The organism is Halobacillus rhizosphaerae (assembly GCF_046719735.1).
GTDB classification, from domain to species: domain Bacteria; phylum Bacillota; class Bacilli; order Bacillales; family Halobacillaceae; genus Halobacillus_B; species Halobacillus_B rhizosphaerae.
Window position 1 is genome coordinate 1 of the sequence record NZ_JAUTWQ010000002.1, and the last position, 24,818, is coordinate 24,818.

At 41.2% G+C, this 24,818-nt stretch carries 22 protein-coding genes; all 22 read right to left on the bottom strand.

The window, feature by feature from the left end; translation table 11 throughout:
* Positions 1 to 11: 11 nt before the first annotated feature.
* A complete protein-coding gene (locus tag Q7A53_RS04155) occupies positions 12 to 437 on the bottom strand; it encodes a YlbF/YmcA family competence regulator (protein ID WP_411787864.1) in 426 nt (141 codons plus the stop codon).
* A complete protein-coding gene (gene miaB, locus Q7A53_RS04160; RefSeq protein WP_411787865.1) occupies positions 438 to 2,009 on the bottom strand; it encodes a tRNA (N6-isopentenyl adenosine(37)-C2)-methylthiotransferase MiaB in 1,572 nt (523 codons plus the stop codon). It lies immediately after the preceding gene.
* 223 nt (positions 2,010 to 2,232) lie between these two features.
* The gene (locus Q7A53_RS04165) at positions 2,233 to 3,408 is read right to left on the bottom strand and encodes a glycine C-acetyltransferase (protein ID WP_411787866.1); all 1,176 of its coding nucleotides are present in this window, start codon (positions 3,406 to 3,408) and stop codon (positions 2,233 to 2,235) included.
* A gap of 21 nt (positions 3,409 to 3,429) precedes the next feature.
* Complete coding sequence (gene tdh, locus Q7A53_RS04170; protein WP_411787867.1) at positions 3,430 to 4,470, bottom strand: L-threonine 3-dehydrogenase; 1,041 nt, start codon at positions 4,468 to 4,470, stop codon at positions 3,430 to 3,432.
* 188 nt (positions 4,471 to 4,658) lie between these two features.
* A complete protein-coding gene (locus Q7A53_RS04175; protein WP_411787868.1) occupies positions 4,659 to 4,919 on the bottom strand; it encodes a stage V sporulation protein S in 261 nt (86 codons plus the stop codon).
* Positions 4,920 to 5,027: 108 nt separating this feature from the next.
* Positions 5,028 to 5,825, bottom strand: coding sequence for a TIGR00282 family metallophosphoesterase (locus tag Q7A53_RS04180; protein ID WP_411787869.1), 798 nt, complete (start codon positions 5,823 to 5,825; stop codon positions 5,028 to 5,030).
* 98 nt (positions 5,826 to 5,923) lie between these two features.
* Entirely contained in the window at positions 5,924 to 7,486 is a 1,563-nt protein-coding gene (gene rny / locus Q7A53_RS04185; protein ID WP_411787870.1) for a ribonuclease Y, read from the bottom strand.
* Between the two features lie 247 nt (positions 7,487 to 7,733).
* Complete coding sequence (gene recA / locus Q7A53_RS04190; protein WP_411787871.1) at positions 7,734 to 8,777, bottom strand: recombinase RecA; 1,044 nt, start codon at positions 8,775 to 8,777, stop codon at positions 7,734 to 7,736.
* 161 nt (positions 8,778 to 8,938) lie between these two features.
* The gene (locus Q7A53_RS04195) at positions 8,939 to 10,180 is read right to left on the bottom strand and encodes a competence/damage-inducible protein A (protein ID WP_411787872.1); all 1,242 of its coding nucleotides are present in this window, start codon (positions 10,178 to 10,180) and stop codon (positions 8,939 to 8,941) included.
* Positions 10,177 to 10,755 carry a CDP-diacylglycerol--glycerol-3-phosphate 3-phosphatidyltransferase gene (gene pgsA, locus Q7A53_RS04200; RefSeq protein ID WP_411787873.1) on the bottom strand — a complete coding sequence of 193 codons (579 nt, stop codon included), beginning with the start codon at positions 10,753 to 10,755 and terminating at the stop codon, positions 10,177 to 10,179. Before pgsA ends, Q7A53_RS04195 begins: the two co-directional genes overlap by 4 nt.
* 110 nt (positions 10,756 to 10,865) lie before the next feature.
* Positions 10,866 to 11,816: a helix-turn-helix domain-containing protein gene (locus Q7A53_RS04205; RefSeq protein WP_411787874.1), complete on the bottom strand. Its 951-nt coding sequence runs from the start codon at positions 11,814 to 11,816 to the stop codon at positions 10,866 to 10,868.
* Between the two features lie 21 nt (positions 11,817 to 11,837).
* Positions 11,838 to 12,629, bottom strand: a complete 792-nt coding sequence (locus Q7A53_RS04210) for a DUF3388 domain-containing protein (RefSeq protein WP_411787875.1) — start codon at positions 12,627 to 12,629, stop codon at positions 11,838 to 11,840.
* 171 nt (positions 12,630 to 12,800) lie between these two features.
* Complete coding sequence (locus Q7A53_RS04215) at positions 12,801 to 13,061, bottom strand: DUF3243 domain-containing protein (RefSeq protein ID WP_411787876.1); 261 nt, start codon at positions 13,059 to 13,061, stop codon at positions 12,801 to 12,803.
* Positions 13,062 to 13,134: 73 nt separating this feature from the next.
* The gene (gene ymfI, locus Q7A53_RS04220; protein WP_411787877.1) at positions 13,135 to 13,854 is read right to left on the bottom strand and encodes an elongation factor P 5-aminopentanone reductase; all 720 of its coding nucleotides are present in this window, start codon (positions 13,852 to 13,854) and stop codon (positions 13,135 to 13,137) included.
* A complete protein-coding gene (gene yfmH / locus Q7A53_RS04225; RefSeq protein WP_411787878.1) occupies positions 13,847 to 15,139 on the bottom strand; it encodes an EF-P 5-aminopentanol modification-associated protein YfmH in 1,293 nt (430 codons plus the stop codon). The genes ymfI and yfmH overlap by 8 nt, the downstream gene beginning before the upstream one ends.
* Before the next feature lie 2 nt (positions 15,140 to 15,141).
* On the bottom strand, positions 15,142 to 16,431 hold the full coding sequence (gene yfmF, locus Q7A53_RS04230) for an EF-P 5-aminopentanol modification-associated protein YfmF (RefSeq protein WP_411787879.1): 1,290 nt from the start codon (positions 16,429 to 16,431) through the stop codon (positions 15,142 to 15,144).
* A 139-nt stretch (positions 16,432 to 16,570) separates the two neighbouring features.
* Complete coding sequence (locus Q7A53_RS04235) at positions 16,571 to 17,530, bottom strand: ABC transporter permease (protein ID WP_411787880.1); 960 nt, start codon at positions 17,528 to 17,530, stop codon at positions 16,571 to 16,573.
* Positions 17,531 to 18,577 (bottom strand): ABC transporter permease, encoded by a 1,047-nt coding sequence (locus Q7A53_RS04240; RefSeq protein ID WP_411787881.1) that lies wholly within the window; start codon positions 18,575 to 18,577, stop codon positions 17,531 to 17,533.
* Between the two features lies 1 nt (position 18,578).
* Positions 18,579 to 20,105 (bottom strand): ABC transporter ATP-binding protein, encoded by a 1,527-nt coding sequence (locus Q7A53_RS04245; protein WP_411787882.1) that lies wholly within the window; start codon positions 20,103 to 20,105, stop codon positions 18,579 to 18,581.
* A gap of 140 nt (positions 20,106 to 20,245) precedes the next feature.
* Entirely contained in the window at positions 20,246 to 21,364 is a 1,119-nt protein-coding gene (locus Q7A53_RS04250; RefSeq protein WP_411787883.1) for a BMP family lipoprotein, read from the bottom strand.
* Between the two features lie 120 nt (positions 21,365 to 21,484).
* Positions 21,485 to 22,210 carry a GntR family transcriptional regulator gene (locus tag Q7A53_RS04255; RefSeq protein ID WP_411787884.1) on the bottom strand — a complete coding sequence of 242 codons (726 nt, stop codon included), beginning with the start codon at positions 22,208 to 22,210 and terminating at the stop codon, positions 21,485 to 21,487.
* 198 nt (positions 22,211 to 22,408) lie between these two features.
* A complete protein-coding gene (locus Q7A53_RS04260) occupies positions 22,409 to 24,691 on the bottom strand; it encodes a DNA translocase FtsK (protein WP_411787885.1) in 2,283 nt (760 codons plus the stop codon).
* Positions 24,692 to 24,818 lie beyond the last annotated feature (127 nt).

A 24,818-nucleotide genomic window follows, 5' to 3' on the forward strand; every position in this document is an offset into this window, starting at 1 on the left:
AAGTGTTAAAATCAGTGATTACAAGGGCTATTATCCACTTTTGAACCTGTTTCTCCTTTTAGTACATCTCCTCCAGTTGATCGAATAACTTCATTTGTCACTTCTCTGGAGATAGTACTTGATACCATTTGCAGAATATCATTAATCACCATTTGGGAATCCTTAAATTCTGCCACTACAGGAATACTATCCAATTCTTCCTGTAAACGGTCAATTTCATTTTCTACTTTCTGCAAAGCTTCTGTTTTTCCATATGCCTGAAAGTTTACCGCTTGCTTTTGCAGGGCTTTAATCCGGTTGATATAATCTTGAACCTTTTTATTATCATTCAGCTTTGCTTCAAGCTGCTTAAAACGGTCAATTTCTTCAATATCCGCCATCATCTTAGCTAGTTTATGGGCTTCGTCAACAATTTGTTTACGTGTGTATTGAGCCACTCACTTCACCTCTGCCTTCGCTTCGACCATTTCTCCATCAAGAGACCAAGTCTTCGCTTTATTAATTTTTACCTGGACGATGCTGCCTATAGATGATTTCGGCCCGGTAAAGTTAACTAATTTATTTCGTTTCGTATGTCCAGCCAGTACGTCGGGATTGTTTTTGCTTTCTCCCTCAACTAGGACCTCTACCACTTCACCTTCATACTGCTGCATAGCTTCAGCCGATTGAGCATTGACGATTTTATTCAAACGCTGCAGACGGTCTTTCTTTTCTTCCATAGCAACATTATCCTGCATCTTTGCAGCTGGTGTGCCCTCTCTTGCGGAATAAATAAATGTATACGCCGCTTCGAAGCCGACTTCTTCTACTAAAGATAAAGTATCCTGGAATTGTTCTTCCGTTTCATTCGGGAACCCGACAATAATATCTGTCGTTAACGTAGCTTCTGGCATAGCTTTGCGAATTTTACTTACCAGCTTCAAATACTGTTCACGGGAATATTTACGGCCCATTATTTTTAATACATCAGAATTTCCTGATTGCACTGGCAGATGGATATGATCCAGCATGTTTCCACCTTTAGCAAGCACTTCAATCAAGCGGTCATCAAAATCACGCGGATGGGAAGTAGTAAATCGAATCCGAGGAATATCTACGCCGCGAAGTTCATCCATTAAGTCGCCTAATCCATAATTTATATCCAGATCTTTGCCATAGGCATTAACGTTCTGCCCAAGCAAGGTAATTTCCTTATACCCTTGAGCTGCCAAGTGACGGACTTCCTGAATAATGTCTTCTGGAAGGCGGCTTCTTTCTTTCCCTCTGGTATAAGGGACTATACAATACGTACAGAATTTATCACACCCATACATAATGTTTACCCACGCTTTAATTTTCCCATTACGGGAGCGAGGGAGATTCTCAATAATGTCGCCTTCTTTAGACCACACATCGATCACCATTTCTTTCCCAAACATTGCTTCCTTCACTAACTGAGGAAGGCGGTGAATATTATGTGTTCCGAAAATCAAATCTATAAATGGATGCTTTTTAAGTATGCGGTTCACTACAGATTCTTCCTGCGACATACAACCACAGACCCCAATAATTAAATTAGGATTTTCCATTTTTAATGGTTTCAGATGACCGATCTCGCCAAACACTTTGTTTTCTGCATTTTCGCGAATCGCACAGGTGTTAAGTAAAATAATGTCTGCTTCTTTTGTGTTGTCGGTTGAGGTATAGCCCATTTCTTCAAAAATACCGGCCATGACTTCTGTATCATGTTCATTCATTTGACAGCCATAGGTACGGATCATATATTTCTTACCCTTGCCCGCCTGGTCCAGATCTTCAGGTATGGTGAAATCGTAATGGACCTTCACCTCTTCTTTTCGGCGGCGCTGAGCTTTTCTAAGAGAAGGCGGCTGGTAGGTAGTTTCAAAATATTTCGTAAAGTCTTCACTTGTTTTTTCTTTCAAACGGTCCAGATTGTCCTGGTCGGATTTTACGTCCGCTGGATCCACCTGGCGTATTTGGGTCATTTGCTTTCGCTGTTCTTCGTTCATTGCAATCTCCTTTCAAGCAGAGCATTCTAACTGTCTTATTATATCAATTAATCAAGAGAAATTTAAGAGCTCTATGAATATTATTATAATCTCTCGCTTTTTAAGAGGCAAAACTATGTCATAAGACCCAGAAAACGGAACCAGCTTCTCTCTATTTTTCCTTGGATCTGATCCTTATACAATAATAGACCCCTATGAGATTTCATAGGGGGCAGGAGAAAGCTTAAATAATATTTAATTTTTTTCCGACTTTTTCAAAGGCGTCTAACGCCTCCTGTAATTCTTCCTGGGTATGTTCAGCAGTCACAATGGTTCGAATTCTACCCTTCCCGCGTTGTACGGTCGGAAAGACAATTCCTTGAGCAAATACTCCTTCTTCAAAGAGTTCATCGGAGAATTTGTGAGTTAAGGCATCGTCACCAATCATTACAGGGGTCACAGGAGTTTCACTGATCCCTGTATCAAAACCTAATGATTTCAGTCCATCTTTAAAGAATTTCGTATTGGCCCATAGCTTTTCGATCAATTCTGGTTCTTGAAGAAGAACATCGATCGCTGCATCATTCGCGGCCGTAACTGCTGGCGGATGAGATGTACTAAATAAGAATGGACGGCCTTTATGAATTAAATATTCACGCAGGGTTTTAGTACTGGCCACATATCCACCCAGCACTCCGATTGCTTTACTTAAAGTTCCTACTTGAATATGAACGCGTCCATCAAGATTAAAATGGTTCACCGTACCACGGCCGTTATCTCCAAGTACTCCGCTTGCATGGGCATCATCCACCATTACAAGGGCATTGTACTTCTCACACAGCTCGACAATTTCTGGAAGCGGGGCAATATTTCCGTCCATTGAAAATACACCATCCGTAACAACTAGACGAGTGCGGTAATCTCCACTCTCTTTTAACGCCTCTTCTAAAGAAGCCATATTCACATGTTTATATATTTTGCGGTCGGCTTTTGTTAGACGAATCCCATCAATAATAGAAGCGTGGTTTAATTCATCTGAAATCACCACATCTTCCTTTCCAAGAATTGAAGATAGGACTCCTTGATTGGTCGTAAATCCAGATTGAAAGACCAGGGAAGCTTCTGTATGTTTAAATTCAGCAAGCTTTTCTTCAAATTCCTCATGCATGGAGAGAGTTCCGGCAATTGTACGTACAGATCCCGTTCCTACACCATACTTTTCGTTAGCTCGATCGGCCGCTTCCTTCAATTTCGGATGAGAAGTCAATCCTAAGTAATTATTAGAAGAAAGCTGGATTACTTCTTTCCCTTTAATGGTTACTTTAGATCCTTGTGGGGATTCAAGGGGAATTAGTTTTCTAAATGTTCCTTCTTCTTTCATATCATCTAGCTGCTCTTGTAAATATTCAAAACCTTTCATACGTCTCCTCCTTAACAATTATTATGGATGTAATACTACTTTACCGCATTTTCCCTGATTCATTAATTCAAATCCCTTTTCAAATTCTTCCAATGATAAATGGTGGGTGATCATTGGCTTTACATTGACTTGACCAGAGTGCAGCAACCTTGAAACCTGCTGCCACGTTTCATACATTTTTCTCCCGGTAATCCCTTGGACTTGAACGCCTTTAAAGACGATATCATTCGTTACATCCAGAGTGACCGGCTTTGTTGGCAAACTCAAAATAGAGACTCTGCCCCCGTTTGTTATCATTTTAAATCCCTGGTCCATGGCGACTGGATGGCCACTCATTTCACAAACCACATCGACTCCGTGCCCGCTGGTTAATGCTCGCGCCTCTTCCACCGGATTTACCTTTCCTGAATGAAAGACAGCTGTAGCCCCCATCTCTTTCGCAAGATCTAATCGATAGTCATTCAGATCAAAAGCAAGTACCTGGGAAGCACCAGCGGCTTTGGCAACTCCTACAGCCATTAAACCAATCGGTCCACACCCTATGATGGCTACTGATTTCCCGGCAACATCACCGTTTAAAACTGTATGGACAGCATTTCCCATTGGTTCTTGAATAGAAGCTATATCCGTCGGTAGATCTTGCGGATTTCTCCATAAATTGCTTTCAGGCAGGGCCACATATTCCGCAAAACATCCTTGCGTATCAACCCCAATTATTTTAGTATTCTCACAAATATGGAACTGTCCCGTTAAACATTGAGGGCAGTGGCCGCAAACGAGATGAGTCTCTGCGCTCACATAGTCTCCAATTTTAAAATTGGCTACTTTTTCGCCAGTTTCCACAATTTCTCCTGCAAATTCATGGCCGAATACGTACGGCGGCTGCACACGGCTTGCCGACCACTCGTCCCAATTATAAATATGAACATCTGTTCCACAGATGGAGGTTGCTTTAACACGAATCAGTACTTCATCATCCTTGATGGATGGAATGGAGACTTCCTGAAGTTCGGCTCCAGCGCCTCGGTGGTGTTTGACAATTGCATTCATAGTTCCATTCACAGTGAACACTCCTATTGCTTTGCTTATATTAAATATCCTTATGCAATAACCATTTTATCATTAATTTAAAAAACCGCAACTTACGCCGTCCACCTCAAACGGACATATGACCACTAAAAAACCGTACTCTCTGGAAAGAGTACGGCTCGTCTGCATATAATGAATATTTGATTCATGAAAGCGTTTCGTTAACGGGGCTCGACAATTAACTTTATTGCCGTCCGTTCTTCCTCATCAATCATAATATCTGTAAAGGCAGGGACGCAGATTAAATCCAATCCACTCGGTGCTACAAACCCCCGGGCGATCGCAACCGCTTTCACTGCCTGGTTTAAAGCCCCAGCGCCGATCGCTTGAACTTCTGCAGTGCCATGTTCCCTAATAACATTGGCTAAGGCTCCTGCTACTGAATTAGGTACGGATTTAGCTGATACTTTTAATATATCCATTACTAGCTCCTCCTTCAATCACTATAGTTGTTCCATAACTACTATATTCCTGGAGATGTAGAATATTACCTTTTCAGTATGAATGAATTTGTCAAAAAATTCAAACAATCAACCAAAGAATGGATGATCATCATTGATGAGGATGCGTTCTACCTTTGTTGTTTTTCCGGTCCGTTCATCTACATCTGCCAAAAATCCGCTTAATTGTGTTCTTCCCTTTTTTGGAACTTCGAAACGTACCGGCAGATTAGTGAGGAACCGTTTTAAAACTGCTTCCCTTTCCATACCTAAGATGGCATCATAAGGTCCAGTCATGCCTACATCAGAAATGTAGCCTGTACCCTGAGGCAAGATGCGATCATCTGCTGTTTGCGTGTGAGTATGAGTGCCGACATTTACACTTACACGCCCGTCGACATACCACCCCATTGCTTGTTTCTCGCTGGTTGCTTCAGCATGAAAATCGAGGAAGATCAAATTCGTCCGCTTTTTTGCTATTTCAATAAGTTCATCAATTTTTCGGAAGGGATCATCATTAGGAGATAAAAATGTTCTGCCTTGAAGGTTGATGACAGCTATTTCAGCTTTTGGAGTCTTTACAAAGGTCATTCCTTTACCCGGGGTTCCTTCTGGGAAATTAGCCGGACGAATTAAATAATCCGCATGATCAATGAAGTCAAAAATTTCCTTTTTATCCCACGCGTGGTTGCCAAGCGTTACCGTTTGAGCTCCCAACTCAAGAAACCTGCGATAAATCTTCTCGGTTATCCCCTTGCCTGAGGCTGCATTTTCACCGTTAATAATCGTAACAGCAGGTTGATACTTTTGTTTTAATTTTGGAAGATACTCATCTACCATATCTCTTCCAGGTGAACCAACAACGTCACCAATAAATAATATTCTCATTACATCGTATCCTTTCTTGTATAACTTATATAAGTTTTGCACAATGAGCATAAGCTGTCAAAAAAACAATGAAGCGGCCAGAAGGCCGCTTCATCGGTTTATTTAGCATATTCCACAGATCGTGTTTCACGAATGACTGTAACTTTAATATGACCGGGGTAATCGAGCTCTCCCTCGATTCTATTTCTAATATCTCGTGCCAATCTTTTAGCTTCAAGATCATCAATTTCATCAGGACGAACCATAATGCGTACTTCTCTTCCGGCCTGTATAGCAAAGGATTTCTCAACTCCTTCATAGGATTCAGAGATTTCCTCCAGCTTCTCAAGACGTTTAATGTAGTTTTCTAAAGTTTCACTCCGAGCACCAGGACGAGCGGCTGACAAGGCGTCAGCAGCAGCTACTAGTACTGAAATGATAGAAGTCGGCTCTTCATCACCGTGGTGAGAAGCAATTGCATTAATAACAGTCTCATTCTCTTTATACTTAGCAGCAAGTTCCTTGCCGATTTCCACGTGACTTCCTTCCACTTCGTGGTCAATGGCTTTACCAATATCATGCAGTAAACCAGCACGTCTTGCTAACGTTTCGTCTTCTCCTAACTCTGCAGCTAGCAGACCTGATAAGTAAGCAACTTCCGTGGAATGCTTTAACACATTCTGACCGTAACTAGTACGGTATTTCAAACGACCGAGAATTTTAACAAGGTCAGGATGAAGTCCATGTACTCCTACTTCGAAGGTGGTTTCTTCTCCAACCTCGCGAATATAGTCATCAACTTCCCGTCTGGACTTGTCCACCATTTCTTCTATACGAGCTGGGTGAATACGGCCATCCTGAACAAGTTTCTCAAGTGCCATTCGGGCAGTTTCACGACGAATTGGATCAAATCCAGAAAGTATAACGGCTTCCGGGGTATCATCAATAATAAGATCAATTCCTGTTAACGTTTCTAGGGTACGAATATTACGGCCTTCACGACCAATAATACGACCTTTCATCTCATCATTAGGTAAATTGACAACAGAAACTGTTGTTTCTGCAACGTGATCAGCAGCACAGCGCTGCAAGGCAAGTGAAAGAATGCTTTTCGCTTTCTTGTCAGCTTCTTCTTTCGCGCGATTTTCTGCTTCTTTGATCATAAGCGCCGACTCATGCGACACCTCTTGCTCCACACGTTCTAGAATGATTTGTTTCGCCTGATCTGATGTCAAACCGGAAACTCTTTCAAGCTCGGCTTGCTGTTCTTGAAGCATAGCTTTCACTTTGCTTTCCATTTCTTCAATTTGTTGTTGTCTCTCGGCAAGAGTCCCTTCTTTCTTTTCAAGTGATAGATCACGCTGATCAAGCGTGCCACTTTTACGATCAAGATTCTCTTCTTTCTGTGTTAAACGATTTTCAGTTTTCTGCAGTTCCATGCGGCGTTCGCGGATTTCATTTTCCGCTTCCTGGCGAAAAGACTGGTTCTCTTCTTTCGCTTCGAGAAGAGATTCCTTCTTAGCTGATTCCGCATTGCGTCGACCTTCCTCCACAATTTGTTTAGCGAGGTCTTCTGCACTGGAGATTTTAGCCTCCGCAATCGATTTCCGAATAAGATAACCAACAACAGAACCGACGATAAGGGCAAGCAAAATGAAGATGAGCGAGGATATCATATCCATAATTTCACCTCCTCTTGCTATGAACTTGGTCCGTTTGCCGGCATGTACAAACGATTCATTTTCAATTTCATTTCATTAAATAAGGGTATAAAGATGAAAATGATACACTCTCATTTTATTCCTGAAGGTAAGTAATGTCAAGGAATCGTCAAATTCAGGCCCTGATTAAATGGAATATTAAAAACTGTCTGTCTTTTTATGGTTCAAAAAAAGCAGTGTCCGTTGCGACGGCACTGCTTTTCATAGTTTAAAAGTCTAACGATTCCTGGCTTTCATCACTTTTATCTGCCTCTTCTTCAGGTTTTTCTTCCATGCCGTAATGATCTCGGACCAACTGTTTTACTTCATAATAGATTTGTTCGTTTTCTTTAAGGAATTGTTTAGCATTTTCCCGGCCTTGTCCCAATCGCTCGTCTTTATAAGAATACCAGGATCCGCTCTTTTGAATCAAATCAAGCTCTGAACCGATATCAAGCAGCTCTCCTTCTCTGGAAATTCCCTGACCGTACATAATATCCACTTCTGCTTGTTTAAAGGGAGGAGCTACTTTATTCTTTACAACTTTTAAGCGTGTTTTATTACCGACCATTTCATTTCCTTGTTTGAGAGTTTCCGCACGGCGCACCTCTAGACGTATAGTGGAATAGAACTTAAGGGCACGACCGCCTGGAGTTGTTTCCGGACTACCAAACATAACGCCGACTTTTTCACGAATCTGATTAATGAAAACTGCCGTTGTTTTGGACTTATTAATAGCGCCTGAAAGTTTACGTAAAGCCTGAGACATTAAACGTGCCTGCAAACCTACATGAGCATCTCCCATTTCGCCTTCAATTTCTGCTTTAGGCACAAGAGCAGCTACCGAGTCAATAACTACCATGTCTACAGCACCGCTTCGCACAAGGGCTTCAGCTATCTCCAGCGCCTGTTCGCCAGTATCCGGTTGAGAAAGCAGCAATTCATCAATATTTACTCCTAGATTTCGCGCGTACGCAGGATCCAGCGCATGCTCAGCATCAATAAATGCTGCCTGACCGCCCTGACGCTGGGCTTCCGCAATAGCATGCAAAGCCACAGTTGTTTTACCAGAAGACTCCGGTCCATATATTTCAACGATTCTACCTCGTGGATATCCACCTACTCCAAGAGCAACGTCAAGGGCAAGTGATCCACTTGGAACGGTATTCACTTTGTGCTCCGCAGATTCTCCAAGCTTCATAATTGAACCTTTACCGAATTGTTTTTCAATTTGTCTTAATGCCATATCTAGCGCTTGCTTACGATCACTCATAATATACCCCTCTCAATATTTCTATTCTTATCATAACTTGTTTTACTTCGTTTAACAACTAAAAAGCGAATAAACGTTCCCTTTTTTTAAAATGAAAATGTATGCAGCTTTTCTTTTTCAATATAAAGAATTTGAAAGAACTGCATACAAGAAGGTATCGATTATTTATTTTTTAAATGATGGTATAACAATTCAAATCCTTTTTTGACCGTACGATGCCGGATCTTATTTCTGCTTCCGTCAAAATGAAATTGATGTACTTCAGGCGGCTCATTACAGGATTGAATTCCTATATATACGATCCCCGGGGCGTGTCCTTCACTGGCGTCGGGGCCAGCTGCTCCCGTAAAGCTGATGGCAAGATCCGTGTCTAGAATCCGCTGCGCATTCAGCGCCATTATTTCCGCACACTCTTCGCTGATTGTTCCAAAATCGTTAATAATAAACCGCGGGACTTCGATCACTTTCTCTTTTGCTTCAGGAGTATAGGCTACTAGACTTCCTTTACAAACAGATGAGGCGCCTTGAAAGGAAATCAGCCGCTCCATAAACAACCCGCCTGTTAAGCTCTCTGCAGCACCGATAGTTAACTCTTTCTCTTTCAAGAGATCACGTACTTTCTCTTCGATTGTAATCTCATCGCTTCCATAATAATATTCACCTGCACGGCTGAGAATCTGCTGCTTCTTCGTATCAATCAGACGATGAACTTCTTCATCAGAATTTCCAGCAGCTGTCAGACGAAGTGCCACTTCCCCTTCACTGGCTAGAGGCGCAATTGTAGGATTGGACTGTTCTGCTATCAAATCGCTTAACTGATGTTCAAGAGTGGATTCTCCAATCCCTATAAAACGAAGCATTTCTGATTTAATTTGTGAATGAAGCTGAAAGGTTGTTTTAATATATGGTAAAACATGCTGATCCATAAGAACTTTCATCTCTGAGGGTACACCCGGAAGGAAAACCCACAAACAATCGTCCTCTTCCACAATTTGTCCTGGTGCCATTCCTTCAGTGTTGGGTAAGACTTTAGCGTTTTTAAATACCCTGGACTGCTTACGGTTATTCACGGTCATTTCCCTGTCATTGCGCAAATAATATTGTTCAATCTTGGCCATTGATTCCTGGTGTTCTATAAGTTCCTGCTTAAGAAGTGTTTGAGCTGCTTCTCTCGTCATATCATCCTCAGTAGGACCCAGTCCACCAGTAATAATGACAAGGTCCGAACGGCTGCTAGCTGTTTGAAACGTATGTTTCACCCGGCTCATGTTATCGCCGACTACTGTATGAAAATATACGGGAACTCCATAGGAAGCAAGCTGCTGAGAAATCCACTGAGCATTGGTGTTTGCAATCTGTCCTAGCAGCAGTTCTGTCCCAACTGCAACAATTTCTGCCTTCATTTCGAATCTCTCATAACATGCCAATTTTTCGCGAAGTAATCATAACCGGATACAACGGTAATGATGAGCGCTGCATATAAAGCAATCATTCCTAATGGAAAACCGGCATAGGCTAACGGCCAATTATGCAGAAGTAAAAGAGAAATCGCGATAATCTGGATCCACGTTTTCAACTTACCCATTTGACTTGCAGCTAGAACAGTTCCTTCCCCAGCGGCAACCAATCTCAAACCAGTCACTGCAAATTCACGACTGATGATAGCAATCACAATCCATGCAGGTGCTAGGTTAATCTCTACAAGCAGAATAAGAGCAGCACTTACCAACAGTTTATCCGCTAAAGGATCAAGAAATTTACCTAGATTAGTGACAAGGTTATATTTTCTGGCAATATACCCATCAATCCAATCTGTCGTGGAAGCGATAATAAACAACAATGCACCAGCCAGGTGGGCAACAGGTAGTTCATGACCGCCCATATCAAAAGAGCCCCAATGAAAGGGAACACTCATAAGTACAATAAAAACCGGGATTAAAAATATTCTCGATAACGTAATCTTATTCGGTAAATTCATCTCTACACTCTCCTACACTCCAACATAAAAGCTGTCCTATAGAATAGATGGTGAACGGCATGTCCACTCGTCTTATCTATTCTTCCAAAGGACAGCCTGAATTCAAACCCTTACTTAAAATTAAATAAAAATTTCTGAGTGACCAGCTGCTTGGCATCAATCGGATAATTAACCTGCTGTCCATTGATTTTAACTTCTACAGATGGAGCAGAACCGATCTTTACATAGACTTGTTTGCGGTCTTTAACGTCTATTTTTATTGGTGAATCTGCTTGCGTATAATTCTTTGGAGGCGTTAGGTTTTCTCCTCCTTTTGATGCACGAACTTCTAAATACGTCTTCCCAGTAATATCAATGGTTAAACTGGGCTGATCAGCTCCCGTAACATTAAACGTATGCTCTGGAAAGCTGCCTGTGCCTTTCTGGGTCAATTTCACTTCAGGTTTTGACTGTTCTTCCTTTTTATTCTCATCCTGCTTATCCTGATTTGCCTTTTCATCAGCAGAGTTGCCGGAACCAGAATCCTTCGAGCTGTCATCATCTTTTTTAGCGGAATCAGAAGACCCGTCTGTCTCAGATTTATCTTTTCCTTGATCCTTTGAATCCGGCACGCTTACTTCATTTTCATTAGAAGAAGCAGGCTGATTATCCTTACTTCCATCATTCATTTGGGTAATAAAGATATAAGCTACAAACAGAAGAAAGATAATCAGTACAATGGTAATGATCGTAGGAAACATTCTGGACAGTCCTGAAGACTTCCCAGAAGATTCATTGCGGGATTTCTGCACCCGGCTGTAATTTACAACACTTTCATCATCAAACTCCGGGATTTCACTGCGATGTTCCTCCATAATCACTTCCGGATCCAGACCGACAGCAGAAGCGTATTCACGAATAAAGGCCCGGGTGTAAAATTTTCCCGGCAGCACTTTGAATTCATTGTTTTCTATCGCCTGCAAATACCGTTTTTGAATCTTTGTTATATCCTGCACCTGTTCAAGTGTCATACTTTTCGATTCCCGTGCTTCCTTTAAACGTGATCCAATATCTATATCCATCTCCAAACACCATCCATTATCTTAAAAATCAAACATGGAAAACCCATCGTCCATGGTCATGCCTGGTTTTTCCACCGTTTCATAGGTTATTACTTCATCATCATTATTTCTTAACTCAATAATATAGTCGAAATCGTCCATTTTATATTCGGTTTCCTGAACGAAAATATCAGGATGTTCAATGACCTTCGTTGCCGGAAGCCTCATAATTTCACGAACTAATTGCCAATGCTGCTCACTCGCTCTTCTTGCTGAGACGATACCATCAATAATATAAAGATTATCTTCATTGTATTCTTCTTCAATTAATTTATCCCGAACGGTTTGTTTCAATAAAGTACTTGAGACAAACAGCCACCGTTTGTTCGCACACACACTAGAAGCCACTACTGATTCCGTTTTACCTACCCGCGGCATTCCGCGAATCCCTACTAATTTATGGCCTTCTTTCATGAATAGTTCAGCCATGAAATCAACAAGCAGTCCCAAGTCTTCACGGTTGAAACGGAAAGTCTTGCGGTCATCTACATCGCTATGTATATACCTTCCATGTCTTACCGCCAGACGGTCCCTCAGCTTCGGTCTTCTCAGTTTCGTAATTCTTATGGTGTCCATCGTATTCAATATAGATTTCAGCCGGGTGATCTGCTCGTCATCTTTACATAACAGCAGCATGCCTCGATGGGAATTCTCCACCCCATTAATGGTGACGATATTAATAGCCATCATGCCCAGCAGCGAAGAGATATCTCCGAGTAATCCTGGACGATTATATTGTATTTCGTATTCTAAATACCATTCTTTTTTTTCCATGACACCGCTCCTCGGGGAAAATGTCATAATTTGTAGAACTGTGTGCAGTTCACATTTGACTTCTCTTACTATCATAAATGATTTTTATAGTTAAGGAAAGGAGGGAAATGGTAAACATGAGAAATTCACATAAAAAACCGCACAATTTTTCATGTGCGGTTTTTTGTCGAATTAGGCTTGGTTGCCTTCGTTTTGGACCAGTTTCACCATCATATTAGCGATTGCGTGCTGTTCCTTATCATCTGCAACATTCCAAAGTTCACGCAGCACAGCTTCCTGATCATTTTTGGCATCTACTTGAGTAGCTAAGTAGTTTCCGATTTCAAATGCAAGATCTGAAACAGCGTGGTCGCCCATACCTTGACCTTCGGCTTGATGTAAACGATCTCCAAGAAAATCCTTCCAAGAATCAAAATTGTCTAAAACAGACATCTTTGTTACCTCCTTCTGAAGATTAATCTTGATTAGTATGAGGAGGCAGAGAATATTTTATACATCACTTCTATTAATTCCAGCCGCCATTTACCTTTAGAATGTGACCGGTAATGTAAGATGCCTTTTCACTCAATAAAAATGCTACCGATTGGGCAGCTTCTTTACAAGTACCTGCCCGGCCAAGTGGAATCTCATCTTCAAGCTCTGCAATTTCCTCCTTAGACAGATCGGCGTTCATCTTGGAGGAGATCAACCCCGGGGTGATCGCATTAATTCGGATTCCACTAGGAGCAACCTCTTTGGCTAAACCTTTAACAAAGCTGATTTGCGCACCCTTAACGGCACTATAGGCGGCTTCCAAACTTGCCCCTTCTTCTCCCCAAATTGAAGATACTATGACCATTTGCCCTTGTTTTCTAGAAATCATCTCCGGCAGTACATGTTTCGCAATCAGCCAAGGAGCCTTCATATGCAGGTAATATAAGTGATCCATATCTTCAGGAGTCATTTCCTGAAAAAGACCGCGCCAGTGATGACCGCCTGCAAAGACCACAGCGTCCCATTGAGGATCAATCTTATTAATAAAGGAAGCGACTCCGCCATCGGAAGCTAAATCTGCCTGACTTGCCCCTATCCATTGGGATGCAGGGATTTCCTGCTTTAGCTGAGTAATGATGCTTTCATTAGAAAAATAGTGAAGGTAGACAGAGTATCCATCTTCTATAAGCTCACGTGCGCAAGCGGCACCAATGTCGCCGCTTGCGCCAATAATTAAGCATCGTTTACTCATTTCCCTGAGGCTTTACCTGAAATACAGAAATGGTTTCTTCTTTAATCCAATGCTGCAAGTATTCTTCTGCATCCTTCGTGGTCAAAGATTCAATTTCAGGCAGTACATCAAATAGGTCGAACCCTAAATTATGGTAGTGGACAAATTGATTAGCAATAAACTCTAAAGAATTTAATGCTCTCATAAACTGACCAATCTTTTTCCTTTTCATTCGCGTGAAATCTTCTTCAGGAATACTTTTAGTTTTTAATTCATGCAGCATTTCTTTTACTCGTTTTGCTAACTTATCTGGTTTCCTTGAATCTCCACCTAAAATGGTAAAGCCAAATTGTCGATCCAGCTCGGTTTCATATTGAAAACTGTCATCAATCAGGTCATTTTTATAAAGCTCTTCGTAAAATGCTCCACTTTTGGAGAAATAAAAATCAAGAATCATATCGGAAAGTAATTCTGCTCGAATCAATTCTTTTCCGGAAAGATCTAATACGTTCTCTTTTACCCCGACCATGCATTTAGCAGTTGTCACAGGCATGGTAATAGAGCTTTCCTTTTCAGCGACTGCTGCCGGCTCTTCAGGATAAGATCGATTAATTTCCGGAGCCTGTGGAAAGGATTTGCCAGCCTGATTCTCCCGCACCTGTTTCATGATCGCTTCCGGATCAATATTCCCTGCTATAAATAAAGACATGTTGGATGGATGATAAAACGTTTCATAACAAGTGTAGAGATCATCTTTGGTAATATTCTGTATGGAGTCAACCGTCCCTGCAATATCCACTTTAACTGGATGTTCGTGATACAAGCTTTGAATGGTGCCAAAGAATGCTCTCCAGTCTGGCTGGTCATCATACATCCGGATTTCCTGAGCAATGATTCCTTTTTCTTTTTCTACCGATTTTTCAGAAAAATACGGATCTTGAACAAAGTTAACTAATGTCTCTATATTCTTTTCAATTTGACTCGTAGCTGAAAATAAGTAAGCCGTTTTTGTAAAGGATGTAAAGGCATTGGCCGATGCACCTAATTTAGTAAAGTCTTGAAAAACATCACGATCTTCTTTTTCAAACAGTTTGTGCTCTAGAAAATGAGCAATTCCTTCCGGGACCGTAACTTTATCGGATTTACCAATCGGTGTGAAGGTTTGATCTATAGATCCGTAATTCGTAGAAAAAATTCCAAATGTTTTTGCCATTTCAGGTTTAGCCAGTAAAAAAACCTGCAAGCCATTATCCATTGTCTCTTGATAGATTTTCTCATTCAGCTGTTGATACACCAGTTCTTCCATACTTATTCCCCACCTTTATTACTTGTTAAGAAGTACACTGTATCTAATTGAATCTTATTTGCCATTTCTACAACGTCCTGCTTTGTCACTTTACGAATGTTAGCAATAAGCTGTTCCGCCGGCATTTCTGCCCCGGATAGCATTTGATGATAAAGAATCTCGATTAAACCGCTTGCATTATCCATCGTTTCCTGCAGCTGATTAATTACCTGTTCTTTAGTCTCACTTACTTGCTCTTCTGTGAAATCCCCTTGCTTCATTGCTTCCATCTGTTCAAGAATGATGGACTTTGCCTGGTCAAAGTCTTTCGGGTCAATCCCGCTGAATACGAGCAGAAGACCCTTATGGCTCTCAAACCGGGAAGCCGCGTAATAGGCAAGACTGTGCTTTTCACGGACATTCATAAATAACTTAGAACTTGGAAATCCGCCAAACAGACCATTAAATATCTGCAGGGCATAATAATCATCATCCCCAAATTTAGTGTACGTCCTGTAGCCTATGTGCAATTTCCCTTGATTCACTTCTTCTTTCTCAACGATGTCTTTGACTTTCTCTACTTTCGGATGAGCCGAAATTTTATCTTCCTGTTGCTTATGATTACTTTGAACCGGGCGTTGTAAGTATTGGTCTGTCAGCTCTTCAATAGCCGCAGGATCCACATCACCCGTAACATACACATCCAGAATGTCGTTCGAAATCATATCCTGGTAATATTGATATAAACTTTCAGGCGTGATGACATCGAAATCTTCTAAATAACCATGAACATGTAGAGAATAGGGTTCATCTTTACACATTTGATCAATTAACCGCATGTTCGCATACGCCATCTTGTCATCTTTAATCGAAGTAATTTTTTGTTCAAGTGTTTGTTTTTCCCTGCTTACAATTTCCCCGTCAAATCCTGAATCAATTACTTTTGGTTCAAATAATACTTCCTTAAAGAGCTGAAAAGCTTTCTCCAGAATCGGTTCGTTATCATTTAAATAAGCTTCATTAACGACGTCCATCCGAAAACTTAAAACATGATTCTCGCCTTTCTTTGCCCCGTCACTTGCAAATGCAGTCCCATACAAATATTCAAAAGCAGATTGCAGCGAACGTCTATTAGGATGGTTGTTCGTTGCCTTTTGAAGTACGTGGGGAAGGAGGGCCCTTTCGGAAATGCCCTCTCGCATCAATGGCCGCTTGAACTTTGCAACCATTGAGATGGTTTTGTATTTTTTACTTGGTAAAATATGTAACCGATAACCTGTTTTTTCTTTGACGATTTCTTCGGTAATTTTCATTTTTTCATCCTCCTTGTTTCTCTGTATATTATGTTCTTTCTTACTATTATTCATCCATTTTGAAGCTAAGTCCTATGCTAAGGTATATGATTAAAAAAGTAAAAAATTAAGCCCGGTACTTGTGCACCGGGCTTAATTATTAACGATTTCCTTTTATATAAGGTTCACCAAGCGCTTTAGGAGCTTCTGCCCTGCCGATAAATCCGGCCAACGCAAGTATAGTTAGTACATAAGGTGCAATCAATAAGAAAACGGATGGAACTTCGGATAATACCGGAATACTTGGGCCTACAATACTCAAGCTCTGAGCAAACCCGAAGAATAAGGCAGCTCCCAACGCACCAAGCGGGTGCCACTTGCCAAAGATAACAGCCGCAAGCGACATAAATCCCTGACCGACAATCGTCGCATGGGAAAAGTTTAAGGCAATGGTAAGCGCATAAACCGATCCACCCAGACCCCCAAGTGCTCCAGAAATCATAACAGCGGTATAACGCATTCCGTAAACGTTGATCCCATTCGTATCAGCTGCCATTGGGTGTTCACCTACTGATCGCAGGCGCAAGCCAAATGGAGTCTTGAATATAATAAACCAAACTAGAAACGCCATGGCGATAGCTAAATACGAAGTTAAATACATATTGGAAAAGAACAGATCTCCTAGTACAGGGATTTTGCTGAGACCTGGAATATCAGTTGTATAGAACGGACGCTCTACCATCGCCGTCTGTCCTTTATCATACCATTGCTTCGTTAAGAAAAGACCAATCCCGAGGGCAAGAAAGTTAATGGCCACACCACTGACTACTTGATCCGCACGAAATGTAATGGAAGCAACGGCGTGTATTAAAGCAAATAAAGCTGAAATAATCATTGCAGCGATAATTGAAATCCAAGGGGTCATTGCACCAAACGTGTCATAAAAAGCCAAGTTAAATACAACTCCCACGAAAGCTCCCATGATCATTAAGCCTTCAAGACCAATATTAATGACTCCTGACCTCTCACTGAATACTCCTCCAAGTGCTGTAAAAATCAGAGGGGAGGCAAAGAAAACTGCCTGTGGAATGATCGATTGCAATATTTCAAAAAAACTCATTTATTTCCCCTCCTTTTTAAACCTTAAAATAGCCCAGCGAATAATATAACTTGAAGCTACAAAGAAAATAATTAAGGCAATCACTATTTCTACAAGTTCTGTCGGAACCCCAGCTTCTGTCGGCATATTTAATGCTCCAATTTTCAATGTACCAAACAAGAATGCAGCTAATACCACTCCGACAGCTGTATTAGCACCTAGGAGGGCAACAGCGATTCCATCAAACCCAATATTTGTAAATCCAGATTTAACAGACATATAACCAAACGTCCCTAAACCTTCCATTGTTCCAGCCAGACCAGCAAATGCACCAGAGATGACCATAGCGAGAATTATATTACGGCTGACACTCATCCCCGCATAACGAGAAGCATTCTGGTTGAAACCAACGGACCTCAGTTCAAATCCAAGTGTGGTTTTATTTAAAATAAACCACATTACTACAGCAATAAATAAAGCAATTAGGATTCCATAATGAAGACGGGAATAAAAAGTTAATCCTGCCAGCCAGTCTGAGGCAAGTGAAGCAGAGGCTTTAACATGCTCTGTTTGATCTTCTCCGTCGGTAATTACGTTTCGAACAATCTCATTTGAGGAATAAAGAGCAATATAGTTCATCATGATAGTCACAATTACTTCATGGACCCCAAGTTTAGCCTTTAAAATACCGGGAATGAATCCCCAGAAAGCACCAGCTAAAGCACCGGCAAGAATGGCGAGCGGAAGATGTATAATCATCGGGAGATCAAACGAAGTCCCCACCCAGACCGAAGCCAGCCATCCAACGAACACTTGACCTTCAACACCTATATTCAAAAGGCCTGAGCGAAGAGCAAACCCAACCGCAAGACCTGAGAGAATATACGGAGTCACCTGTCTTAAGGTTTCCCCAAAGAAATATAAGTCTCCAAAAGCTCCATTCCATAAAGCTGCATAGCCTGCAACTGGATTATAGCCAAAAGCGAGCATAATAATTGCTCCAGAAAGCAGGCCTAATATTACCGATATAATCGGTATTAGAATGTTCACAGTACGATTCGAAAACATACTATTGTTCCCCCGCCTTCTCTTTTGAGTTTCCAGCCATTAGAAGGCCTAATTCCTGCTCATCCGTTTCTTCAGGCTTTTTCTCGGCCACTATTTGACCATCAAACATGACCGCAATGCGGTCGCTTAAATTCATAATTTCATCCAGTTCAAAGGAAATCAGAAGGACAGCTCTGCCTTTATCCCGTTCCTCGATCAGCTTACTATGAATGAATTCGATTGCACCAACGTCGAGTCCGCGTGTAGGCTGTGCTGCGATGATTAAATCCGGAGACCGGTCAATTTCCCGGCCGATAATAGCTTTTTGCTGATTCCCGCCAGACAGTGCACGGGCTTTTGTAAATTCATCTGGAGTCCGCACATCGTATTCTGCAATCAGCTCTTTGGCCTTCTTATAAATATTTTTGTAGCTTAGCACACCATTCTTTGAAAAAGGTTTGTCTTTATAGCTTTGCAAGACCATATTTTCACCAATGGGAAAATCCAGAACAAGACCAAATTTGTGACGGTCTTGAGGTATGTGGGATACTCCAGACTTCGTTACTTTACGAGGATTTAAATTCGTAATTACGTTTTCTCTTAAATTCACGCTTCCAGACTCGCTTTTTCTAAGCCCGGTAATGGCTTCGATTAACTCTGTTTGTCCATTCCCATCCACACCGGCAATTCCTACAATCTCTCCGCTGCGAACATCCAAGTTTAATCCTTTCACCATTTCCACGCCGCGAACATCCTTCACGCGAAGATCTTTTATAGATAAGTAAGTTTCCTTAGGCTGTGCAGGTGTTTTCTCCGTAGAGAAATTCACTTCTCTTCCTACCATTAAGGAAGCAAGTTCAGTTGGATTGGTGTCTTTTACATCCACTGTTCCGATTCCTTCACCTTTCCTAATGACGGTACAGCGATCACAAACCTGCATGATTTCTTTAAGCTTGTGAGTGATCAAAATAATCGATTTTCCTTCTCTTACTAACCCTTGCATAATTTCTATTAATTCTTTAATTTCTTGAGGAGTTAATACAGCGGTAGGTTCATCAAATATAAGAATTTCCGCACCGCGGTAAAGAGTTTTTAAGATTTCCACCCGCTGTTCCATACCTACTGAAATATCGCGGATTTTAGCTTTTGGATCGACATTTAAACCGTAGCGTTCAGAAAGCTCTTGAACTTCTTTTTCTGCTTTCTTTAGATCTACTCTTCCTGCTTTTCTAGGTTCGCTGCCTAAAACAATATTTTCCGTAACAGTAAATGTATCTACCAGCATAAAGTGCTGGTGAACCATTCCAATACCTAAATCATTTGCTACGTTAGGGTCTGTAATATTTACTTTTTTGCCATTAACTTTTATCTCGCCTCGTTCCGGCTGGTAGAGACCAAATAAAACATTCATTAAGGTAGACTTCCCTGCACCATTTTCACCTAACAGGGCATGGATTTCTCCTTTTTTTACTTGCAGCGTAATATTATCATTTGCTACGATACCTGGAAATTCTTTTCTGATATTCAGCATCTCTATTACGTAATCCATTTTTCCCTCACTCCTTGCTTAGCAGTCTGCTCTTTCCCGAAAAAATCATCAAATGAAGAGGGCCGGATCAAACTCTTCATTTGATGATTTTCATATTTAGGGAGAGAAAGGCTGGTTGTTCCCAGCCTTTCTCAATAAAATTATAGTGATTTTTGGAATTTTTCCAGTTCGTCGCGGGTACTAGGAACTTCTACATCACCATTAACAATTTTCTCTTTCCACTTATCTACAGCAGAAAGAATATCATCTGTAAGAGCATCCTTATTTGTACGAGCAATACTGATTGCATCGTCATCTAAACCATATTCAAGAACTTTGCCTCCAGGGAAATTGCCTTCCATAGCCTGGTTAGCTACGTCTTGAACCGCAACGTCCACACGCTTAACCATAGAAGTTAAAGTTACGTTATTGTCTCCAATTTGCCCTTCATCATACTGGTCACGGTCCACACCGATAACCCATACATCTTTGTCCGGGTCGTTTTTCTTAATATCTTTCGCTTGAGAGAATACTCCGTTACCAGTCGCACCAGAAGCATGATAAATAACATCAATGCCTTTTGAATACATGCTGGAAGCAATTAGTTTACCTTTATCTGCTGCCGCAAAGCTTCCTGCGTATTGTACGTCTACGTCAATATCAGGGTTAACAGATTTAACACCAGCAACGTAGCCAGCTTCAAATTTGTTAATTAAATCTCCATCCACACCGCCGACAAAGCCGACTTTGTTAGATTTTGTTTTCATAGCAGCTACAACACCTGCAAGGAATGAACCCTGGTGTTCTTTAAAAGTAATACTTGCAATGTTGTCGCTTTTCTTAGCAACTGAGTCAACAATACTGAAATTTGTATCTGGGTATTGAGATGCTACTTTTTCAATAGCAGGCTGAAGTTTATAGCCAATACCGAAGATAAGGTTATAGTCTTCACGAACAAGGCGGTTCAGGTTTGTCGTGTAATCGGCATCACTCTCTGACTGAGAATAATCAAACCCTTTCCCTTTTTCCATGTCATGCTCTTTACCAAATGCTTGTAAGCCTTCCCAAGCAGATTGGTTAAAGGATTTGTCATCGACTCCTCCAACATCCGTTACCATACCAACAGAGAAATCGCCATTGTCTTCTGAAGAGTTTCCGTCGCTGCCAGATCCTTCACTATCACTGCCTGATTTACCTTCATCGGACGATCCGCAAGCGCCTAATACCATACCAATAGCTAATAAAAGTGCAAACAAAACTAAAAACCGACTTTTCTTCAAATGAATTACCCCCTAATTTGTTAAGTATTGCAAAAATTCCATTTAAAAAATAGAGTTCACGCCTCGCGGGAAGCCTCACCTCCTTCAAATGTCCTAAATAGTACATACAATTGTAAGCCCTTACACTCTTTTTCGCAAAACATGAAAGCTGAACTTGTCTGCTCTGAAGTAGTTTGAAGACAAGAGCATAGGTTCATCATCCTGGGAATAATGCATTTGTCTTAACAAGAGTAAAGCTTGATCCGGTTCACTATTAAGAATAGGAGAAATCCGTTCATGGTAGCCAATGGGTTCTATGTGAGTTACTGCATAGCTGATCGACTTTCCAGTAAATTGCTCCAGGATTCCGAACATAGAATCCGCTTCTCTTACTTTGTTTAAAGGAATCAATCCTTCTGGCAGCTTGTCTACACAATAAACTACCGGCTGATCATCTGCCGTTCTTACTCTTTCTACCTTTGCTAAGCTATGTATTTCGATAGGCAGGAACCGCTTCCGCTCTTCTTCCGTCGGTTCAATAAGTTCCGCAGATAAATATTGAGAACCAGGCGTCATTCCGGATTTGGCAATCATACCGGTTACACTATCCAGTTCTTCTATCCCAGAGCTGAATACGGGTTTCGGATTCACAAACGTACCTACTCCGTGCCTTCGTGTTACAATACTTTCTTCTTCAAGAATTCTTAACGCCTCTCTCAGCGTTGCCCTTGAGACTCCTAAAGATTTTGAAAGCTGAAATTCGGAGGGTAATTTTTCTTTTTCTACATAGATACCGTTTTCAATATCTCGTTTAATCTGTTCGATCACCTGTAAATACAGGTGCCTGGTATCTTGTCTGATCGACATAACCTTCACTCCAAGTCTATTAGCCTATAAGTAAGAGATCTGACCTCTGACGTTCGACACATCATATTCTTGAATAATATAACACTTTTCTGTTAATAAATAAATAGAAATAGGACATTTTTATCCGTACTTGTTGATAACTATTAACTTAGATTATTTTTAATATTAAAAAAAAGCCACTGAATTAGTGGCTTTTAATTAAGAGGGCGATTCTTCGGATACTTGGGAAACCAAAACATTTCTCGGTTTACTTCCTTCATAAGGACCTACAATCCCATTATCCTCCATGGCATCAATTAGCCGGGCAGCGCGAGTATAGCCGACCCTGAACCTCCTCTGGATCATCGAAACACTGGCACTTTGCATTTCTATGACCATTTCGACTGCCTCAGGATACAACTCATCATCCACTTCTTGTTTTACTTCATTTTCTTCTTCCGGAATCATTTCGTCCTGGTATTGAGCCTTCTGCTGCTCTACGCAGAAATCTACCACTCTCTCCACTTCTTCATCGGAAAGAAAAGCACCTTGCACACGCGTAGGTTTACTTGAACCTACTGGAGTAAAGAGCATATCCCCCCGACCTAACAACTTCTCTGCACCTCCGGAATCCAAGATTGTTCTTGAATCTGTCTGAGAAGATACACTAAAGGCAATTCTGGACGGAATATTGGCTTTAATGACCCCTGTAATTACGTCTACGGAAGGACGCTGGGTAGCAATTATTAAATGGATTCCTGCGGCACGTGCCATTTGAGCAAGCCGGGTAATGGCATCCTCTACATCATTTGAAGCTACCATCATCAAATCTGCTAGTTCATCGACCAGCACCACAATGTATGGAAGCTGAGGCTGTGCATCTTCATGATCAGAATTGTATTTCTTTACATACTCATTGTAACCTTCAATGTTTCTTGTCCCTGTGTCAGAAAATAAATCATACCGACGTTCCATTTCTGAAACCACTTTCTTTAAAGCCCTGGATGCTTTTTTTGGATCGGTAACTACAGGAGCAAGCAAATGAGGTATTCCATTATAGACATTCAGCTCTACTTTTTTTGGATCAATCATCATCATTTTCACTTCGTGAGGTTTGGCTCTCATTAGAATACTGGTAATGATCCCATTAATACAAACACTTTTTCCGCTTCCAGTTGCTCCCGCCACAAGTAAGTGAGGCATTTTGTTTAACTCCGACATGACCGCTTCTCCGGAAATATCACGACCAAGTGCAAAACTAAGCTTTGCTTCAGGCTTTGCTTTCCCCGTTTCTAATACTTCTCTTAAAGAAACCATAGATACTTCCTGATTCGGTACTTCAATTCCTACGGCCGACTTACCGGGAATTGGTGCTTCAATTCGAATATCTTTCGCAGCAAGGGCTAAAGCTAAGTCATCATTTAAATTTACAATTTTGCTTACTTTAACTCCTACATCAGGGTACACCTCATACTTAGTGACGGCAGGACCTACATGCACTTTCGTCACTTTTGCTTTCACTCCAAAGCTTTGGAAAGTTTTTTCAAGTTTCCTTACAGTGGCTTGAATGTGGGACCGTCCCTGGCTCTGAGGATTAGAAACTGGCTCATCTAGTAAATCGAACCCTGGAAGTTTATAATCAACATTCTCAAGTTCTGCTGTCGGCATCGATTTCTCTAACTCAGGCTCTTCTTCCTCAACTTTACTAGTGGTTGACTTAGGCGGCTGAGGTTCCTCTTGTTGATAAGCATGATCTGTAAAATCCTGGATGATTGGCTCTGCAGCTTCCTCTTCCTCTGAACTACTTATTTCATAGACGGTTGTTTCCTCTTCAGGAGTGACATCAATACGCTTAGATTTACTTTGCGATTTCTTTTTATCCTGGACACGTTCTGCCTGCTTTTGGCTGATGGATTTGATTGCTGATCCTGTTTTCACCATGACTTCACCAATCGACCACTCGCTCAGGAATAAAACACCTACCAAAAATAAGAAAAAGGAAACGATCGCTGCCCCGACACCCGAAAATAAGTAATACGTAATAAAAAGTAAAAATGCTCCCGATAAACCGCCGCCAATACTATAGAACGTCGTGGTTCCTCTCATCATACCGGCTAAACGATCCCATGTAAGGGCTACAATAGAGCCTTGCCCGGCAGCTAACTCATCTCCTAATGTTTCTAAATGAGTAAATAGAAGCAGGGCAGTAAAAATAATGTACATTCCTATTAAACGTTTATGTAAAAACATTGGCCACTTTCTTTTGATCATCAAATAAAGACCCAGTACAAACAAAAATAGAGAAGGAACAAAGTACCAAACTCCAAAGATCACTTGCCAGATTCGCTCCAGACCACCCGGAACGGCTCCATCACTAATGGCTGAGGCGCCACTTCCAAATACCGATAAAAACAGGAAAAATAGTCCTGCAAGTTCAAATTTAATTTGTTGTTTTAGCCCGGTCTGCTTTTTCTTTGCTTTTGACTTCTTTCTTCTGGCCATCTAGACACCTCCCCTAGTGAATGGAAAAGAACAGGATGCCGAATGTTTCTCTATTGGGTCAATAGAAGAAAACGATACGGCATCCTGACTTTCCATTATTCCTTTACCTATTATACCACAGGGAGAA